Below are 15,971 nucleotides of genomic sequence, written 5' to 3'. Positions count from 1 at the left end.
GTATACTTAAAATTTTTAGGAGAACTATTAAATGTCAATTTATGTCATTGGCCATAAAATACCTGATTCTGATTCTATATGTGGGGCAATTGCCTTAGCTCATTTAAAAAATGAAATTGGTGAGAAAGCGATACCAGCAAGGTTGGGAGAGTTATCACCAGAAACACAATTTATTATAGACAGATTTGGCTTTGAAGCTCCGCTTTTAAAGATGAATTATGCTGGAGAAAAAGTTTATATTGTAGACCATACTGAAAAAACTCAAGCTCCAGATGATATTGATGAAGCAACTATTGTTGGAATTGTTGACCATCATAAGTTAGGTGACTTAACATCATCAACTCCCCTAGAGTGTTGGATTAGACCCGTTGGTTGCAGTAATACTATTATTAAAATGATGTACGACTTTTATAAAGTTGATATCCCTAAAGATATTGCTGGTATTATGATGTGTGCAATTCTAAGTGATACTGTACTGTTTAAATCTCCAACCACTACAACAGCTGATAGACGAGCTGTAGAGGATTTAGCTCTAATCGCGGGCATACCTGATTATGAAGCCTTAGCAATGGAAATGTTTAAAGTGAAATCAGCAGTTGAAGGAACACCTGTCAGAGAATTAGTTCTTAGAGATTTTAAAGATTTCAATATGAATGGTCATAAAGTTGGAATTGGACAGTTAGAAGTGATTGATATTTCGGTGTTTGATTCAATTAAATCAGAGTTAATGGCTGATATAACAAATTTAAAAGCCGAAGGTAATCGACATACTCTCATTCTGTTGTTAACAGATATTATGAAAGAAGGATCAGAGTTAATTCTTGTTAGTGATGATGAGAAATTAATTAAATCTGCATTTAATCTTGAAGATAATTCATCAAATTGGTTAGATGGTGTGTTAAGTCGCAAAAAACAAATTGTTCCACCACTACAAGGTGCATTTAACTCCTAAATTGGAGATAATATAGTTTCCCCATGGATCGGGGAATCAATCAAGCAAATATAAGGACTTATAATGAATAAAACAAGATTACCTACAGAATTTAAGATGAAAGTTGTAAATTTTTATGAATTTCTTGGCATTTATATGTTATTCATGTTTCTTTCTTCTATTCTTGTTTTTATTTTTGATAAAAAAGAAATTTATAATTATTTGTTTTGCTTTGGTACAACGTCAATAATCGTATTCGTTTTTTTGAACTTGATAAATAAGATTTTGAAATCAAATTAACGAATGATTTTGTTTTCAATAAAAAAATCTTTTGCTAGTTTCTCAACTTTTTCTATTTCATCTGAATTAAGCAAATCTTTTTCAAAATTTTTTAAATAAAAACCTAAAAAGTACATGGTTTCAAATTTTTTTTCTAATGATTTAAGATATTCAGGGCTAATTTTATCTAAGTTTTCAGGTATCTTATAGTTTTTTATAAATAATGACCAAGCTATTTCAGATATTTCCATAGTTTTTTCCTAATATTAGATTTACTAACACTATCATTTAATAACTAGAATAAGTCAATTTTAAACATTATTTTTATGACTTACTCAACCTTTTAAAAGATAAATACCCACATAGATCGGGTATCAGAATCGCTACTAATATAATTAAACCACCTAAAATCATTTCAGGTGTAATTTTAGATCCTAGTATCAGATAAGCAGCTAAAACTGCAAAAACTGGCTCTAAAATGAAAATGAGTGCAGCTCTATGAGCGGTGGTATCCTTTTGATATTTAAATCTTAAATATAATACGAGAACAGTATTACAAACAGCTAGAATAAATATAAATATCATATTTTGTGCTATAAATAAATTGCTTGTAATAATAGGAGAAGGAATTAATAAACAAAATGGTATCGTAAATGTAATTTGATAAAAAGTTAATAATTTATTGTTAAACTTTCTTTCAGATGCAATTTGGGCAATGATAATTTCAAATGCACATGAAATTGCGCATATAAAAGTTAAAAAGTCCCCCTGACCGAATTTTAAGGATGTTCCAGTTAAAATATATAATCCTGTTAAACCAATAATGACAGAAACATAATCAAGCATTTGGGGTTTGTTTAATTTAAATAAAGGTGCAAGAAAAGGAACTAACAACACAGAACTTCCTGTGATAAAAGCACTTCTTCCAGAGCTGATCGTTTCTAGACCCATTGTTTGGGTGAAGTATGATATAAAGTTAATTGTTCCAAGAATACCAGAGAAAAATAACAAAGTTCTATTAGTTTTATTAAGTAAATGCATTACAAAGGGAAGTAAAAATACCGCTGAAACTAAAAACCTCCAAAAGACCAACTGATTGGAAGCGATTGATTTTACGGACATTTCAATTATTGGGAAACTTACGCCCCATAAAATAGTAACTAAAATTAATACTAGCTCTGCTCGGATTCTTTTTGACATAAAATGTACTTTTAAAAAAGGCTAATTATATCTAATGTAAACTTAAAATCAATTTTTAATGACTGCAATTCAATTTTATAAAGATAAAAAAACATGTACAAAAGTTAATCATTGCTTTAGTATGTTTATAACAACAATTATTTGTTGAAAAATAATATAAAAATAAAATAACAATAAATTACAAACACGAAGGTTCATATTATGTTGAAACGCTTGAAGTATTTTAAAGCGGTAGCAGAATATAAGCATTTTAGAAAAGCATCAAGTGCATTGTTTATTTCTCAACCTGCTCTGTCCAATCAAATAAAACTCTTAGAAGATGAATTAGGAGTTGAATTATTTACTCGAAACCCAAGAACAATTTTATTAACCTCTTCTGGAAAAATTTTATATGATTATACTCAGAAAATTTTTTCCTTGAAAAAAGAAGCAACAAATAAAATACAAACATTTGCTTTAGACGATCACTCACACTATTTAAATATAGGGTTTTCTTATTTTAGTGGAATTTTATCGGCTGATATTATAAGAAATTTAAATGAAAAAGAGTTAATTAAAAAAAATATTAACATTAATGAGTTATCTAATGATTTAATCTTAGATGGTTTGCATAAAGAGACTTTGAGTTTTGCTTTTGGTTACTTTCACAAAAATTTTATTTTAAATTCGGATATTTCTCATGAAAGTATATACTCAGATACATCTTATATTGTTACCCATAAAAAAAATAATATTACTATTAACGATATATTGAGTGGTTCTAGTAATAGCTTGATTTTTTTAAAACCAAATATGGACAAAGAATATTTATTAAGACTAAACCAATTTGTTAAAAATAGTTCAATCCAAATCCCAAAAGAAATTACTGCAAGCTCATACGAAAATTTATATAGGTTACTCGAAGAAATGCCGTCATTCAGCATTTTACCTGGGATATTCTTTAAAAAATATCCTCAAAATCATTTAATCATTCAGGATGTAAAAGATCCATTACTCCAGTCTGAATTATTATTTTTAAATAAGAATCAAAGTTATGAAAATATTATGGAGCATATTTCCTTAAATGAATTTTTACATGACAGAGAAAATAATATTTTAAATTTTTATTCTTAATAACGGTATATTTAATCTCCCTATTATTAGATCGGGAGATTATTATATATTTCCATAAGTTTTCATTATAAACTTCATTTTTATTGGTTTTTCCTAAATTATGCTTTTTTATATTTAGAAAGAATTTTATAAGATGATGGAACAATATACAAAGAAAAAAGTGTTCCAAAAATTAAACCTACGATTAACACAACACCTAGCTCAAGGTGTGAATTTTTTGAAACGCCTGATGCATATAATAATGGAATTAGGCCTATTATCATAGTTGCTGTTGTCATTAAAATAGGTCTCAACCTGGTCTGGCAGGCTTGTATTATGGCATTTTCTGTATTGACATTATCATTTTTTAAATCATTTGCAAATTTTGTAATCAATATACCATGTTTTGAAATTAAACCGACTAAAGTTATAAACCCAATGATCGTATAGGTGTTAAAACTACCATCAACGTAATAAAGTGCAATCATGGATGATATTACGCACATAGGTATAGTTGTTAAAATAATTAATGGATCAATAAAACTTTCAAATAATGCACCTAGTATTAAGTAAATAAATATAATGGAAGCTATAACAATAATTTTCGATGACTGTTTCGCTTGGGTAACGCTTTGAGTTTTTGTATTGAATGCGACCTTAAGATTATAAGGTAAACTTTGCTTACCAGTTGCAGTAATTATTTTGATTAACTTTCCTTTAGATATATTAGTTTTAGGAATCGCACCGATCTCTCCAGCTGGTGTATTATTTATGTGAGTTATACTTTGTTGTGTTGCAATAAAATTTGGAGTTACAACTCTATCGAGGGATATAAAGTTACCAGTTTTATTCTTCAGGAAAATTGTTTGTAAAACAGATAGATCTTTAATTTTTTTTGCAGGCAAACCCATTACAAGAGGAAGGCTTTGACCTAAAAAGTCAAAGTCAGTAGGGAAGCTATAAGTACCTAAATAAGTATTAATAGCATCATTTACCTGTTCACGAGTGAGACCTAGTCGGATTAATTTATTATTTTGGATTGTAAGATCGTATTGTTGCTGATTAAATTTTGAGTTGTTCTCTATATCTAAAAACATTCCTGTTTGCTTTAAAGCATTAACTAAATTATTTGTTGCTTGATTTAATTCTTTTGGGCTAGCATAGCCTGTTACATAAAAATCAAATTCATTCTGATTAGCTGCATTATTACCCCCATGAGAGTTAAAATTATTTGGTGTTGCAGATATTTTCACATCAGGTGTTTTAATTTTGTTTAGAGCTTGCATCATTTTTTCTGAAAGTTCTTGCAAAGCTTGCTCAGATTTTAAATTCGTTACAATAGTATTTGATACAGAACTATTGCCAGCAAGTTTCTTTGATGTAATAGAACCAATTGCTTGTACTTCTTTAAACTTTCTTAATTCCTTTATCAATGGTGCTGTCAGTGTTCTAGTTTTCTCTACACTTGAAGAATCAGGTGTGCGCATTGTAACACTTATTGTGCCATCATATTCTGGAGGAAGATCGGTACTCGACATTTTCTGAAAGTATAAGTAGCCAATGAAAAAAAATAACATAACTATGAGTACGGGTAACCAAATATTATTTAGAAATATTTTCAGAGATTTTATATATAAACTTGAGACTTTAATAAAAAACTTTTCAATTAACTTTTCTAATTGGCTTCTATTATCCGGTCTAATAAGTCTTGAACACATCATGGGGGATAAAGTTAATGCTACAAAGCCCGAAAACAAGACTGCTCCCGATAGAGAGAAGGCAAATTGTTGTAAATAGACAGTTTCTTTATGAGGTTTCATAAAAAATATGGGAACATAAATAGCAGCAATGACGATTGTCATTCCTATCACGGGAAATATGATTTTATTCATACTCTGGATAGTTGAATCAATTGGGCTTATTCCTTTTTTACTATATACTTGGGCATTTTCAAGAACAACGATAGCATCGTCGACTACAAGGCCTACCGCAACAACTAAAGCTAACATACTAAAAATATTTAGCGTGAACCCAACCATCCAAATGATTAGAAAGGTTGCAATCAAACAAACAGGTATTGTGACAAGCGGAATTAAAGATAAGCGCCAACTTCCAATAAATAAAATAGTAATAATAGTGACGGCTACTACTGCCTCAACAATTGTATGAAAGACTTCGTCATTCGCTACTTTGATTGCCTCTGCGGTATCCTGAAGTTTGACAATTTTCATTCCGGTAGGCATTTGTTTTTGTATTTCTTTTAATTTCTTTCTAAGCATTTCACCAAGAATGAGAGGGTTAGCCGTGTCTGTTTGAGAGATAATGACATATTGGCCATTACTATTATTAATTTTTATTAATGAGCCGCCTGGGTTTTGGTCTGTAATACCTAATTTAGATACATCTTTTAAATAAATTAAGTGTCGACCGGTTTTTTTGATAATGATATTTTTAAAATTATCTAAATTTGTTAATTTTGAATTTAGATTTAATGTTATTTGTTGGTCTTTATTAATGATATTACCAGCGGAAATTGAGGTATTAGATGATGAAATAGCATTTTTTATATCATCAATACTAACATCCTTAAGAGCCATTTGTTTTGGATTTAATTCAATTTGAAGTTGTGGTTGAGCTCCATATTGATCAACTGCTCCCACACCACTCATTTGAGAAATAGGGTTTACAATATTATTAGTAACATACATTCCCAATTCATAGGGCCCAATATTTTTATCCGTTACACCAAGAATAAATAGAGGAGATGAACCATCTCTGGTTCTTATCAATGGATTTTTAGCATTAGTAGGTAATTTTGTCTGCGAAATAGCTTGTTGAACTTGAGACTGAACTGTTAGAAATTGATCCTGCGAAATCGTGCCAAAGTATAACTTTATTTTGGATTTATCAGAGGTTGATTCGGATGTTTCAAAAGATACATTTCCGACTTGTTTAAGATTATTTTCAAGTGGATTTGTAACATTTTGTTCGACAAAGTCTGAGCTTGCACCGGGTACATTAGTTATAATAGTCAATACTGGCTTAAAAACTGAAGGCATAAATTCCATTTTTACTTGTTGATAACCGAGAAAGCCAAGTACAATTAAAACCGAATTTAAGACAATTGCTAAAACTGGGCGCCTAATACATATTTCTGGTAAGTTCATTGAAAGCCTTTATTCTTGATTCTTTATTTTTACTTTATCGCCTGGATTGACTTGATCGACCCCATTGGTGATAACTAAATCACCAACTTTAACACCAGAATCAATTGCCACTTCTGTATTAAATCTATTACCAATCGTAACAGGCACGGAAACAACCTCACCTTTATTAATTGAATATACTGAATATCCATTAATAGAGGGTACGAGACTCAACCCTGGTACTGTAATCATTTTTCTGTCATCATCTAAAACTTGCGTAATCATAATATTAGCACCCGGTGAAAATAAATTAGTTTCATGAACTAAATTAGGAATTAGAGCTCTAACTGTGTAAGTATTAGAATCTGGGTTAATGTTTTTTGAAACATAAATTATTGAGGTTTTAATTTTTTGGTGTTTATGTTGTGGATTATTTAAAAGGACTGTTTTGCCTATTTTTAAAAAATTATGATATTTCTTTGGTATATCGTATTGAACATATAATAGGTGATTGTTTGTTATTGAAACCAACTCAGTCCCAACTTTTACATAGCTTCCGACTGATAAGTTCGTAAAAGTTTGAATGCTTGAGGTTGAGTTTTGAGACATTTTCTGTTCAAGTAGTGTACCCATATAACCATCGAAAGGTGCTCTTATTCGAGTATTGTTAAAGTTTTCTTTTGCATCAGCCAGTAGTGCATTTGCAGCTTTTAGGTTTGTTTCTGCTTCATCTAACTTTGTTTGTGCAATACTTCCAGGAACTTCCTTAGAGACAATTTTAAATCTTTTTAGGTTTTGTTTTGCATTTTCATAACTTGCTTCTGCAGATCTTAACGCGGATAGTTGGTTTTTATCTTCTATTTGAATCAAAACAGTCCCTTTTTTTACAAACTGACCATTTTTAAAGTTTATTTTTGTGATTTTTCCAGAGGTCATTGCAGATAAAATTATATTATCTTGAGAGCTGACCACTGCTGGAATTTTTATGGTTAAAGGAAATTCTTTTTGCTTAACCTTAATAACGTTTACTTCTTTTGGTTTTCTAATTTTTTCAATAGCGTTATCTTTATTGCTAAAAAATATAAAATAAATAGCTAAAATTACAAAAAATATAATACCTAAAAAATATTTTTGTTTCATGATTTTTAAAATTCTAATTAAGGCTGAAAAAATTATTTTAAGACATTTTTTAAAATTTGAATATAAAATTTACATAAATTTGCAAAAATAATTGAGCATTTACTTCTCAAAATTCATCAATTACGACACATAATTAGAGAACAAAATGCTACAATATTTATACATAAAAACTGAGTAGGACTTCAGTATGATCATTGAAACCAAACTTATCAATTTAATGTTTCATAATCAAAATATGGCTTTATACATTGAAAAAAATAAATTAAACAATCTAATAGATGATATTAATTATATGTCCAATAGATGGAGATTTATTTTTCTAAACACATGCCCTGAACTTAATCGTATTTTTGAAAAAAGGACTTTACATAATTATCTATTCAATCAATTTGATCGTGAGCATCTATTTCAAAATAGTTTTATGCACTCAATAAGTTCAATAAATTTTAGTACTGAACAAAGTTATAATATGAAAATTCAATTATTTCTATACATAATTTTAAAAAGTCTAAAAATACAAAAACAAATGAAAGCAAAAGCAAGACCATTGTTTATTATTATAAATGATTTTCATGAGTTTGATTTAAAGAGGAGCATTTATAGAGATTTTTTTCATTCAATAATAAATAATGCCTCTGAATGCAATGTGAGGTTTATCTTTGTAGATAATCCCACACAATTTTTTAATAATGATGATTTATTAAAAATTGAAAAAATGTATTAACTTTAGTAGGTTATATACATTAATAAAGATTTTAAAAATTAGAGAGATAATTTGTGATTAATGCATTTAAACTTGAAGGCGGTCAATTAAAGCCTACATTAAACTTAACAGATAAAGATTTAAAATCTGCAGTTTGGATCGATGTCTTTGAACCAACTGAACATGAACTTGAATTGCTAAATAACGCTAGTATGTTACCAATCCCAGATATAGATGAGGTTACAGAATTAGAAGGTACTTCTCATCATGAAGAGTATGATGGAGGTTTTCAGATAAACTGTTTGTTTATGCATAGAAAAGTTGATGAAGTCTTAAACATAAATGTAGCTTTTATTATTAATGAACAATCCATAATAACTCTAGCTGATGATGAGGTGCCAGAATTGAGGCTGTTAAGAAACCGTATTAAAAAAGGCCTCAAGACATCAACAAAACCAAAAAATATTTTCTTAGATTTACTTGAAATGAAGTTTGAGCAATTAGGAGAATCTCTACAAGATGGCTATCGCAGGTTGAATCATATAAGCAAACAGGTTTTAAACGTTAAAAGTAAACTTAGCATTGAAAATAGCATTGAAGAACTAGCTAGAGAAGATGATATTATCGGGAAAACTAGATTATGCTTAATAGCTGGTCAGAAAGATTTGTTATTTTTATTAAGAAAAAAAAATCAATGGTTAGGTGAAGATAATCAAATTATACATGAATTATTAGCTGATTTGGAAACACTATTACCACATAATACTTATCTATCAGAGAAAGTTGACTTTTTGTTGAATGCAACACAAGGCTTTATTAATATAGAACAAAACCAAATCATCAAAATATTTTCAATTATGGCAGTAGTTTTTCTACCTCCTACAATGATTGCAAGCATTTATGGAATGAACTTTTCATTAATGCCTGAACTAAATTGGAAGTATGGTTATGAAGTTACCTTAATATTAATGTTGATCTCTGGTGTTGCACCGTACCTTTTCTTTAAAATTAAGGGTTATTTATAAATCATGACTTGATAATAGTTATATGTTCAGTATATTAGTTTAAATTATTTTTATGTGTTAAAGAGGGATAAATGGCTCATACCTTAAAAGATAGAGTAAAGCTTTTAAATCGTGCTAAGAGGATTAGAGGTCAAATAGATGGTGTTATTAGAATGTTAGAAAGTGATGGTGACTGCACCAAAATATTGAATACTATTGTTGCATCTAGAGGTGCCATCAATGGATTTTTAGCAGAATTGATTGAAGGACACATTATGGATCATGTATTAAACCCACACACTGCGACAGATGAGCAGCTAAAGTCAGCTGAAGAGTTGAATGTCATTATAAAAAAATATATTAAATAATAATTCTGTTAACTATACTTAAATTAAAATTTTTATTAGGATTTCACATGAATTTATTGAGTTTAAGTATAGAGATTATTCTCTTGATTGTAGCTATATTTGGGACTGTACTGGTTGTTTGTTTGATGAAGCTTTTGTATAACATCTTATCTGAACTACGTCGAACTAGATTAATAAATCTAATATCCCCAATTATCAATGAGATAGATCATTTCTTGTGTATAGACAATAATTTTAACAATATTTTCATTAAATCTAATAAAAACTTTACTGATGACGCAGCTTTAACCATGGGTAGACTTGAAGTATTGCACAGCAACATCTCTACATTAAAGGTTTTGTTAAAAAATAAAAGTCATATGCATTCTCAGATAGAAAACTTAGAAGTTTTAGTTGATGAGGTAATTATTTTTGCTGCTCGTAAATTTGATATTAAATTAGCAGAGATTGGTGAGTTAATGCATTCTGAATTAAGTGGTTTGATTAAGACTAATTCGACACCTATAGAGATTAAAAAAGATATCCAACTTATGCAAATCAGATTTAAAGAATTTAAACATAATTTTTTTAATGATTTAAGTGTTTCTTATGTTTAAATTGATTACAAGAGGAAAGTTATCTATGTGTAGTTGGCTTATTTTAAAGAAAACATTGAAAGCAAAATCCATTTCATGAGTTTTTAATTCAATATGAATTCCGCTTCTATAATGGTGTTTTCACGAAAAAAATGATTCTTACAACCCAACTTTTGGAAAATTACAAACTAAAACTCACTTTCTTTTAATTTAATACTATCATTTCCAATATCATGCCCGATTATTAAAGTTGTAATAAATAACAGCAAGATTTATATGAGGCTTTTTTTGATAAGTTAATGTTTAATGAAATCACTATTAAGATATGTATGTAGAATAATTAGAAAGGAATAAAATATACCTATGTGAACTTGTTATTTTAAACAGACAGTATTTTGGGTAAAATTAAGTTAAATGATGGAAATGTTCAAGAGAACCATGACCTGAACCAAATATTGAGTTTTTGGATTGCAACATGCTTTCGATTAAATATTCTTTCGCTTTAATTATTGATTGAGTCAAACAGTTTTCTTGAGATATATTCGTTACTATTGCGGAAGAAAGTGTACACCCTGTACCATGAGTGTTTTTAGAGCTTATTTTTTTACCCATAAAAGATTGAACTGTTTTTGAGGATATTAGATAATCTATACATTGATTACTTGTTCCTGGTAAATGGCCTCCTTTGAGTAAACAAAAGGGGACTCCTAAATCTTTTATGCTTTCTTGAATACAACATATATTGTGCGCAAGAGAATCTTCAGGGCTTAATTGGAATATTTCGCAAGCTTCGATATAGTTTGGAGTAATCAGGTTAGTTTGTGGGAAAATATCTTTAAAAAGAACTTTTAAGCCTTCCTTATCTAAAAGAAAATGACCGCTCGAAGATTTGATTATTGGATCTAAAATAATGAACTCAAAATGATCTTTGTATTTGTTAATCAGCTTATTTAAAAGAACAACAATGTTTTTATGAGCAAGCATGCCTATTTTTAAATATCTTATAGGCATATCCATCATAAGTTTATCAAACTGATCTTCAATAATTGAAGTAGATATTGGGTGAGAACTATACACTTTTAAAGTATTCTGAACTGTCAATGATGTTGCAATAGAACAAGCATAAGAACCAAGGGCACTTATAGTTTTAATATCAGCTTGAAGACCAGCTCCGCCTGATGGATCAAATCCAGCTATGGTTAAGATAATAGGTTTGGACAAAATAAATATTAAATCTTTAATACGTTTAGATTATCTTAACTTATATTATAATTTAAAAAAACACATTTATATGACAAAGCTCACAAATAAAAACGTTTTTTTATACATATTCAATTTTTTTTTGTAACTTAAAAAAATTTAATCGAGACATAAAATTAATGGCTACAATAAAAGATATTGCTAAAAAGGCTGGAGTTTCAATTTCAACAGTAAGTCATGTACTCAACAAGACAAGGTTTGTCAGTGAGTCACTAAGCAATAAGGTTAAAAAAATTGCCATAGAATTAAATTATTCTCCATCAGCAATCGCTCGTAGTTTAAAAAAAAATGAAACGAAAACTATTGGAGTCATATTTGATAGAAATACAAACCCTTACTTTGCCGAACTTTTATCTGCTGTTGATAAAAGGGCATATGAAAATGGGTACAGCATAATAATAAGTAATTTTGAAAGTGAGCACAAAAGATTTGAGTTTAACTTGAATACTTTAATGCAAAAAAAAGTAGACGGTTTACTATTATTTGGAAGCGAAATCAATAGCTATCCGTTAAGTTGTCTGGAACAATACTCTAAAACACCAATGGTTTTTATGGATATAGATATTTCAGTAAAAAATCATTTAGTAGATCAAATCTTAAGTAATTCTGTTTATGGTGCTTATAAAGCAACAGATTATTTGATTGCTTGTGGTCACAAACAAATTGGATGTATTTCAGGTAATATGAGTAGTAAAGTAAATAGGGACCGTTTTAAAGGTTATCAAAAAGCACTTGAAAAAGCTGGTTTAATGGTTAATAAGAATTATATATTTGAGGGTAACTTTGATTGTCGAAGTGGTCAGGATTGTTTTGAAAAATATATGAGATTACCTCGAAATAAACGTCCTACAGCTTTATTTATATTTAATGATTTAATGGCTATGGGTTTTATGAATAAGGCTTACTCTAATGGATTCACTATACCGGATGATATTTCAATAATTGGATATGATAATATCGAATACTCAGAATTTTTGAATCCTGCTTTAACAACTATACATCAACCTAAGTACGAACTGGGTATTCAGTCTGTTGATTTATTGATGCAGAGAATCAAAGATCCTAAGTTAGAAACACAAGTTTTTCAATTAAAACCTGATCTTATAAAAAGAAATTCAGTTAGTCTTTTAGACCAGAAAGGCAGATAGAAAACCTATTATGCCCCCGAAAACACCACCCCAAAGAACTAACCATCCTAAATGCTTTTTAATCATTTTTTGAATTATATTCTTCACAAGAGATGGGGTTAACTCATCTAACCTTGCATCAATAATACCTTCAATTTTATCAATGATATCATGAAAAGCTTCTGGTGATGAGAGTTCATCTGAAATAGATTGTTTAAACTCTTTTGTTTCCGTAATTTTAATCAAGCTCTCTTTCATTTTAATTTGAAATGGATCTTTTAATTGAGCAAGGCTTTCCTCACCACCAAACATTGCCAGCATCCCACCGAAACTTGAGTTCATTACAACGTCAACTAAAGCATTAAATGCAGGTTCAATGTTGGTTTTTTCAATAATAGGTTTTAAATTTAATGGTGGTTGACTTGTCATTTCAGCAGCAATAAATTTTTCAATATTTTCTTTGGTAAAAAACTCTTCTAACATTAAGTTTTTTATGCTTTTTTTGAACTCATCAAATCTTAGGGGAATGATGCCAGAGCCGTATAAAAAAGGCACTTTTTCGAATAACATATATATTGCTAACCAGTTGGTTATGGCACCAGAAAAAGCGAATAGACCGCAATACATAACTGCCTTTAAATTTAATAAGTATCCTAATAAAAAGAGAACAATTGAAAAAAAATTAGTTAATAATGTTTTGTTAATCATTGATGTTTTACCTTATCTAGCTTTCCTTTTATCTTAAAAAATTGTTTAGCGAATTATTGGTTTTGTAAAAATGTTTAGTTAAACCATTTAACTGTCATATAAATGACATAGTTTTGTCATATATTTTTTTTAGAATTATCTGAAAAAAACAAAAAAAAACAATAATTTATAATTAAAGGAAATCGAATGAAAAAACTTATAGCCGGGTTAATAGTATCACTTTGTGTTACAAGTGCTTACGCCAGTGATTCAAATAACCAAGTCCAATACAATAAACTCAATATATTAGAGAGTTTTCCTCCAATAGTCCATGATTCTTTGCAGTCCAGTCATTCAGCAATTGACCCCTACAAAGGATTTAAAGAGCTAATTGATAGTGCACATAAAGATATTTACATTCAAGCATTTTATTTAAATATGTTTATAGCTCACAAAACTTCTCACAATAGTGAGGATGATCATTATGAACAGAGTCAGAGATATGTTGATAATATTATTATGCCTTTAGTCCTTGCAGCGACTCGTGGTGTCAAAATTAATATTTTGTTAAGTAGACAGTCAGGGATTGATGATAGTAATGAAGGCTCAAATTTGAAAACTTTAAACTTTCTGATGGATATGGCTCAGCATTCAGGATGTGAAAAAAACATAAAAATAAAGACAGCAACGCAAATTCGATATAATCCTAGATATGGTATTATTAATTTAAAAGATAAAAGTGGGAAGCAAAATTTCGAGCAATTATCTCAGATTGGTAAGGTGGTTAAATATCCTTATAACAGAAATGAAAATATTGATGATGATAAGAAATTTGATACATCGAACGCCGGTATAGTTCATACCAAAGCAATTTCGGTTGATGGAGTCTCATTTTTTATAGGCTCGAATAATTTTGATGCTGGGGCAATAGAACACAGCCATGACGTTGGTTTAATTTATATCGGACAAAACAGCAAAAATAACCAATATCTTCAAGATGCAAAAGATTTACAGTCAATTTTAATGAATGATTTTGCAGGAAACTTGACTTTAAAACCTTATCAAAAAAATTTAATTTTAAATAATAAACAAAATGCTAGTCAAATATTAATTTCTCCAGGAAATGGTGTCATTAGGGGCACATTTGATAAAAATGTTTCTACTCAGGATACAAAGTTTAACCGTTTTGATCAAAGTAATGAAGAAAGGCAGTTTTTAAATTTGATTACAAATCCTAAAACAGGAAAAAACGTTTATATTCAAACTGAGAACTTTGGAACAACAGATTTTTACTTTAATCAAGGTAAAACTACTTGGGACAGTTTTTATTTTGCAATTAAAACGGCACTTAATGAGGGTAAGCACATAAAAATACTTTTTTCTGGAAAAGATTTTGCTTATGTTGATGACGCAATTTTAAATGCACCACTACCTTTGTCACAAGAGCAAAAAGCTCAACTTTATGCTAATTTTTACGATCTTTATAAGTTAGAGCAAAAATATAACTCAATGAAAAAGAGTGGTAAATTAGAAATTGGTTTTACCGATTATTATCCAAATCAAATTGAAAAAAGAATAGATTATGCTCAGTACGACCATGCAAAATACATGTCTGTGGGAGATAATGTTTGGATTTCAAATTCAAATGTAACAGAAACTTATTTTGAAAAAAATAGAGATTTAGGTATTTTATTAATGAATAATTCAAGAGTTTCCCATTTCATTCAAAATTCATTCAACAAAGTTTGGAATAATCAAAAGTATACTTTTTTAATTTCAAAGCACAGTGTAAGAGAGCTTCAAAGTAAAATAAAAGATATTAAACAAAAAGCATAAACGTGCAAATAAAAGAAATTTTGTTGAAATAAAAATATATTATTTGAACTTAATTTCTTTTATGTTTTTCTTTATTTGCAAGCTTTGATTCCTCGTTTTTTGTCAATAAAAGATACGTTGAGCCAGAGCCACCGTGCCTCATAATTGAAGAGTGATAGCACAAAACTGGTTTAATCTGTTTACACCATGATGCGACAAAGCTTTTTAATAAGGCGGGAGGATTACTTTTAGAGCCTTTTCCATGAATAATTAAAACAGTTCTAATATTTAGTTTCATGCATTTTTTTATAAATAAAAGAATTTCATTACGAGCTTGTTCAAGTGTTTTTTTATGAAGGTCTAAACTCGCTTCAACTCTATATTTACCGAGTCTTAAATTTTTCATCACTCCTTCTTGCACACCTGACTTTTTGTAGCTAATAATCTCATCCGGCTCAACAAAGGGTGCGTAATCTAGAGATAGACTATCTTTGGGGTTAGTTGTAAAAGATACAGCAGAACGCTGCTTTGCCCTATGATTTTCTGTTGTTTCATATTTTTTAGTTGGATATACTTTGTCATTTTTTAATGGTTTTACAGATTTAAAAAAATCTTGAAACTCTTGTTCACTATCTTTATTCATT

General features: G+C 29.1%; 16 protein-coding genes. 9 read left to right on the top strand and 7 right to left on the bottom strand.

Annotated elements, in window-relative coordinates; all coding sequences use genetic code 11:
* Nucleotides 1-31: 31 nt before the first annotated feature.
* Together CF386_RS11150 and CF386_RS11145 are read left to right on the top strand one after the other, a co-directional pair.
* Nucleotides 32-952, top strand: a complete 921-nt coding sequence (locus CF386_RS11150; protein ID WP_089074511.1) for a manganese-dependent inorganic pyrophosphatase — start codon at nucleotides 32-34, stop codon at nucleotides 950-952.
* A 63-nt stretch (nucleotides 953-1,015) separates the two neighbouring features.
* Nucleotides 1,016-1,231 carry a hypothetical protein gene (locus CF386_RS11145; protein WP_089074510.1) on the top strand — a complete coding sequence of 72 codons (216 nt, stop codon included), beginning with the start codon at nucleotides 1,016-1,018 and terminating at the stop codon, nucleotides 1,229-1,231.
* Here CF386_RS11145 and CF386_RS11140 read toward each other — a convergent pair.
* Together CF386_RS11140 and CF386_RS11135 are read right to left on the bottom strand one after the other, a co-directional pair.
* Entirely contained in the window at nucleotides 1,228-1,461 is a 234-nt protein-coding gene (locus tag CF386_RS11140) for a hypothetical protein (protein ID WP_089074509.1), read from the bottom strand. The genes CF386_RS11145 and CF386_RS11140 overlap by 4 nt on opposite strands.
* Before the next feature lie 73 nt (nucleotides 1,462-1,534).
* Nucleotides 1,535-2,410 (bottom strand): DMT family transporter, encoded by an 876-nt coding sequence (locus tag CF386_RS11135; RefSeq protein ID WP_089074508.1) that lies wholly within the window; start codon nucleotides 2,408-2,410, stop codon nucleotides 1,535-1,537.
* A 201-nt stretch (nucleotides 2,411-2,611) separates the two neighbouring features.
* On the opposite strand from CF386_RS11135, the gene CF386_RS11130 reads away from it, so the two are divergent.
* The gene (locus CF386_RS11130) at nucleotides 2,612-3,523 is read left to right on the top strand and encodes a LysR family transcriptional regulator (RefSeq protein WP_089074507.1); all 912 of its coding nucleotides are present in this window, start codon (nucleotides 2,612-2,614) and stop codon (nucleotides 3,521-3,523) included.
* A 98-nt stretch (nucleotides 3,524-3,621) separates the two neighbouring features.
* On the opposite strand, the gene CF386_RS11125 is transcribed toward CF386_RS11130, so the two are convergent.
* Both CF386_RS11125 and CF386_RS11120 read right to left on the bottom strand, forming a co-directional pair.
* The gene (locus CF386_RS11125) at nucleotides 3,622-6,669 is read right to left on the bottom strand and encodes an efflux RND transporter permease subunit (protein ID WP_089074506.1); all 3,048 of its coding nucleotides are present in this window, start codon (nucleotides 6,667-6,669) and stop codon (nucleotides 3,622-3,624) included.
* 9 nt (nucleotides 6,670-6,678) lie between these two features.
* A complete protein-coding gene (locus CF386_RS11120) occupies nucleotides 6,679-7,788 on the bottom strand; it encodes an efflux RND transporter periplasmic adaptor subunit (RefSeq protein ID WP_089074505.1) in 1,110 nt (369 codons plus the stop codon).
* 187 nt (nucleotides 7,789-7,975) lie between these two features.
* Here CF386_RS11120 and CF386_RS11115 point away from each other — a divergent pair, with 187 nt between their 5' ends.
* The 4 genes from CF386_RS11115 (at nucleotide 7,976) to CF386_RS11100 (ending at nucleotide 10,459) form a co-directional block, all read left to right on the top strand.
* Nucleotides 7,976-8,512, top strand: coding sequence for a hypothetical protein (locus tag CF386_RS11115; RefSeq protein WP_089074504.1), 537 nt, complete (start codon nucleotides 7,976-7,978; stop codon nucleotides 8,510-8,512).
* A gap of 53 nt (nucleotides 8,513-8,565) precedes the next feature.
* The gene (corA, locus tag CF386_RS11110) at nucleotides 8,566-9,516 is read left to right on the top strand and encodes a magnesium/cobalt transporter CorA (protein ID WP_089074503.1); all 951 of its coding nucleotides are present in this window, start codon (nucleotides 8,566-8,568) and stop codon (nucleotides 9,514-9,516) included.
* Between the two features lie 71 nt (nucleotides 9,517-9,587).
* Entirely contained in the window at nucleotides 9,588-9,863 is a 276-nt protein-coding gene (locus CF386_RS11105; protein ID WP_089074502.1) for a metal/formaldehyde-sensitive transcriptional repressor, read from the top strand.
* A gap of 47 nt (nucleotides 9,864-9,910) precedes the next feature.
* Nucleotides 9,911-10,459 carry a hypothetical protein gene (locus CF386_RS11100; protein ID WP_089074501.1) on the top strand — a complete coding sequence of 183 codons (549 nt, stop codon included), beginning with the start codon at nucleotides 9,911-9,913 and terminating at the stop codon, nucleotides 10,457-10,459.
* Nucleotides 10,460-10,843: 384 nt separating this feature from the next.
* Here the strand turns inward: CF386_RS11100 and thiD are convergent, their stop codons facing one another.
* Nucleotides 10,844-11,659 (bottom strand): bifunctional hydroxymethylpyrimidine kinase/phosphomethylpyrimidine kinase, encoded by an 816-nt coding sequence (gene thiD / locus CF386_RS11095; RefSeq protein ID WP_158522399.1) that lies wholly within the window; start codon nucleotides 11,657-11,659, stop codon nucleotides 10,844-10,846.
* A gap of 158 nt (nucleotides 11,660-11,817) precedes the next feature.
* Between thiD and CF386_RS11090 the strand changes: the two genes are divergently transcribed.
* Nucleotides 11,818-12,846 carry a LacI family DNA-binding transcriptional regulator gene (locus CF386_RS11090; protein WP_089074499.1) on the top strand — a complete coding sequence of 343 codons (1,029 nt, stop codon included), beginning with the start codon at nucleotides 11,818-11,820 and terminating at the stop codon, nucleotides 12,844-12,846.
* On the opposite strand, the gene CF386_RS11085 is transcribed toward CF386_RS11090, so the two are convergent.
* Nucleotides 12,826-13,533: a DUF445 domain-containing protein gene (locus CF386_RS11085; RefSeq protein WP_089074498.1), complete on the bottom strand. Its 708-nt coding sequence runs from the start codon at nucleotides 13,531-13,533 to the stop codon at nucleotides 12,826-12,828. The genes CF386_RS11090 and CF386_RS11085 overlap by 21 nt on opposite strands.
* Before the next feature lie 186 nt (nucleotides 13,534-13,719).
* Here CF386_RS11085 and CF386_RS11080 point away from each other — a divergent pair, with 186 nt between their 5' ends.
* The gene (locus CF386_RS11080) at nucleotides 13,720-15,348 is read left to right on the top strand and encodes a phospholipase D-like domain-containing protein (protein WP_089074497.1); all 1,629 of its coding nucleotides are present in this window, start codon (nucleotides 13,720-13,722) and stop codon (nucleotides 15,346-15,348) included.
* Between the two features lie 49 nt (nucleotides 15,349-15,397).
* Here CF386_RS11080 and smrA read toward each other — a convergent pair whose 3' ends face one another.
* Entirely contained in the window at nucleotides 15,398-15,970 is a 573-nt protein-coding gene (gene smrA, locus CF386_RS11075; RefSeq protein ID WP_089074496.1) for a DNA endonuclease SmrA, read from the bottom strand.
* Between the last annotated feature and the right edge of the window lies 1 nt (nucleotide 15,971).

The organism is Paraphotobacterium marinum, from assembly GCF_002216855.1.
GTDB lineage: Bacteria > Pseudomonadota > Gammaproteobacteria > Enterobacterales > Vibrionaceae > Paraphotobacterium > Paraphotobacterium marinum.
This window is presented reverse-complemented; position numbering and strand designations above follow the sequence as displayed.